General features: G+C 29.1%; 2 protein-coding genes. Both read left to right on the forward strand.

Annotation, left to right across the window (positions count from 1 at the left end; all coding sequences use genetic code 11):
* Positions 1-835 (forward strand): polysaccharide lyase family 8 super-sandwich domain-containing protein (locus N4A55_RS11605; RefSeq protein ID WP_293756480.1); only part of this gene is annotated, 835 nt, incomplete at its 5' end.
* Between the two features lie 727 nt (positions 836-1562).
* On the forward strand, positions 1563-3248 hold a 1686-nt coding region (locus N4A55_RS11610), incomplete at its 3' end, for a methyl-accepting chemotaxis protein (RefSeq protein ID WP_293756483.1).

A 3248-nucleotide genomic window follows, 5' to 3' on the forward strand; every position in this document is an offset into this window, starting at 1 on the left:
TAATAAATCTGTATTTTTCTTTGATGATGTTATAGTTAGACTTGGTTCAGATATAAGATGTGATGATAAAAATAACCCTATTCAAACTACTTTATTTCAAAATAACCTTAATGGTGATAAATCAATGCCTATGTATATAAATAGTGACGACAAAATAACTGATTTCCCATACAAATGCACTAATGAAAATGTTTCTTGGATTATTGATCCTTATAATAACGGATATTATATACCTAATTCATCAGAACTAAATATATATAGAGATACTCAGCATTCAAGAGATGGTGGAAACAAAATTGATACATCTGGCGAATATGCAACTGCATATCTTGACCACGGCAAAGCTCCAAAAAGTGCAAGTTATGAATATGCAATAAAAGTTCAAACTACACCACAAGAAATGTCTGACTTTTCTAAAAAGCCTACTTATAAGGTAATACAACAAGACAGTACTGCTCACATTGTAAAAAGTAATGTTTCAAATGCTGTTGGATATGCAATATTTGATGCTGATAAATATAGTGGTAACGACTTTATACTATCTACAGACACGCCTGTTTTAGCAATGGTAAAAGAAAATAACGCTGAAAACGTATCATTATATTTAAGTGACCCTGATTTAAGACTTCCTGACATGGAGCTTTTAGATGAACTAAATTCAGGAGTAGAAAGACCAAGCACTATGAAAGTGGCAACTATTAAAATAAAAGGAGAATGGAAAATTGATGGTGCTTCTAAAGGAGTGAAAATTGTTAAATCCAAAGGTGGCAAAACAAAAATTGCGTTTGATTGTATAGATGGCTTAACTTTAAGTGTTAATTTAAAAGCAAAATAAAATATTTATGTAGATGTGGGTGGGGGTCTAGAATATTGATGGAGAGGTACTTGCAAACATTCGTGAACCTTATTTTAATCGAACTTACAAGACATACTGTTCTCATCAAAATACACCATATAAACTTGAAGATTCAGAGTATCCAGCAGCAGTAAAAAAAGGTAGAACAAGTGTCATAGAAGATATACCACCACTTAATAATATTGATGTTACTATTAGAACTGAGGAATCAATAAGCAAGGTTTATGTTGTACCTTAGACCGCAGCATTGGATTTTGTGCATAGTAATAATATTCTGAAATTCACTGTACCAGAGGTTTTGCTTCATCAAGCGGTTGTAATAGAATATTCTACTCAAGCAAATTTGTAATACCTTCATATACATAAATACCTTGATTGGAATTCATCTGATTATTTTATACTATAACTTTAAAATAGGGCGAATAAACAAGCAATTACTAACAATTATTATTAGTAGTTGCTTGTTCTTATGAATTAATATATAATCTATTATTGAATTATATTTTGTGAAATTTAGTATAATAATAGAAAAAAATAAGGTTTTAGAAAAAAACTTGTCTTTTGTTAAAGAAATAAATATAATTAACTGATATAATGGATTTAATTATACATTAATCAACCATCAATATCTAAATATGTGGAAAACATATAATTAATGAAAGAGGGAGTGCATAAATCTTATTTAATATAAAGGGAGGTTATAGATATGAAATTAAAAACAAGATTAATAGTTGTTAATTTAGGAGTACTAATTGTTTTAGCAGGTTTAGTTGTGGGTTATTTAATGGTCAATGCTTATACAAATGTAAAGAAAGAACGTGTTGAAAACATCCAGATGCAAACACATAACATTTCTAAAGAAATGGAAGAGATTTTAAATGAAGCATCAAAAGATGTAAAAGCACTCGCAAGTACATTTATAAATATGAAAGAAAATAATTGGACTAACAGAGACGTTATTATTAAATTATTAAAAAATCAAATGGAACAAAATGATAACTATATATATGCATGGACTATATGGGAACCTAATGCATTTGACAATCAAGATTCAAGTTATATTAATCAACCAGGTAGTGATAATAAAGGACGTTTTTTACCATTTTGGGAAAGAAGTAATGATAGACTTATATTAGAGTTTGATGATGATGACATAGAAAATAAAGATTATTATTCTATAGCAAAACAAACAAAAAAAAGTCATATAACTAGACCTATCAAATTTGACCTAGAAGGTGAAGAAGTTATAACTATTGGTTTTTGTGAGCCTATTGTTATTGATAATAAATTTTATGGTGTAGTAGGTTTAGATATTTCTCTAAAACAGCTGACACAGATTAATTCTACTATTAAGTTATATGATAACGGATTTGGTAGAATAGTGAATGATCAAGGTATAGTATTAGCACATCCTCAAGGAGAAAGAGTTAATAAAATAGGGGGAGAATTTGAAGGGGAAGTAGGAGAAAAATATTTAGAGAAGATTGTTAATGGAGAGAAATTCAGAAATACATCTTGGTCAACTAGTTTGAATAAAAATGTGTATAAGTACTACACTCCTATTAATTTAAAACATAGTAATCTTAACTGGTCTTATACAACTATTGTTCCAACAAAGGAATTGATGCAGGATATTAATCATATGATTTATATTATGATTATTGTAACGGGGCTTGGAATTATTATAATAGGTACTATTCTTTATAGTAATAGTAAGTATGTAGTTGATTCAATAATTTTGCTTTCTAATATAATTATAAGATTATCAAAGTATGACCTTACTTGTGATGAAAATCATAAAACAGTAAAATTATTAAAAAGAAAAGATGAAACAGGAATAATGGCTAATGCATTAGCAACTATGCAAATTAGTTTTATTGATTTACTAAAGCAAGTGCAAGATGTTTCAAGTCATGTTTCAGCATCATCAGAGCAATTAACAGCAACAGCAGAACAACTGTCAAATAGTTCAGAAGAAGTAGCAAGAACTATCGACGAATTAGCAAGAGGGGCAATGAATCAAGCTCAAGATACAGAAGTAGGTGTACAGAAAATCAATGACTTAGGAGATTTAATTAATGCAAATCAAGTCTATATGAATGATGTAAGTAAATCGTCTAATAAGGTATATACATTAATAGACGAGGGATTAAATGTAATTGAAGATTTAACACATAAAACTAGTGCAAATGGAAAAGTAGTTGATGAAGTTTTTAATATTATAAGTAAAACTAATGAGAGCTCAGAAAAGATAAGAAAAGCAAGTGGTGTTATTGCATCTATAGCAGAGCAAACAAATCTATTGGCATTAAATGCTGCAATTGAAGCGGCAAGAGCAGGTGAAGCAGGAAAAGGTTTTTCAGTAGTAGCAGAAGAAATAAGAAAGCTTGCA

The sequence above is a fragment of the Vallitalea sp. genome (assembly GCF_025211055.1).
Taxonomy (GTDB): Bacteria; Bacillota; Clostridia; order Lachnospirales; family Vallitaleaceae; genus Vallitalea.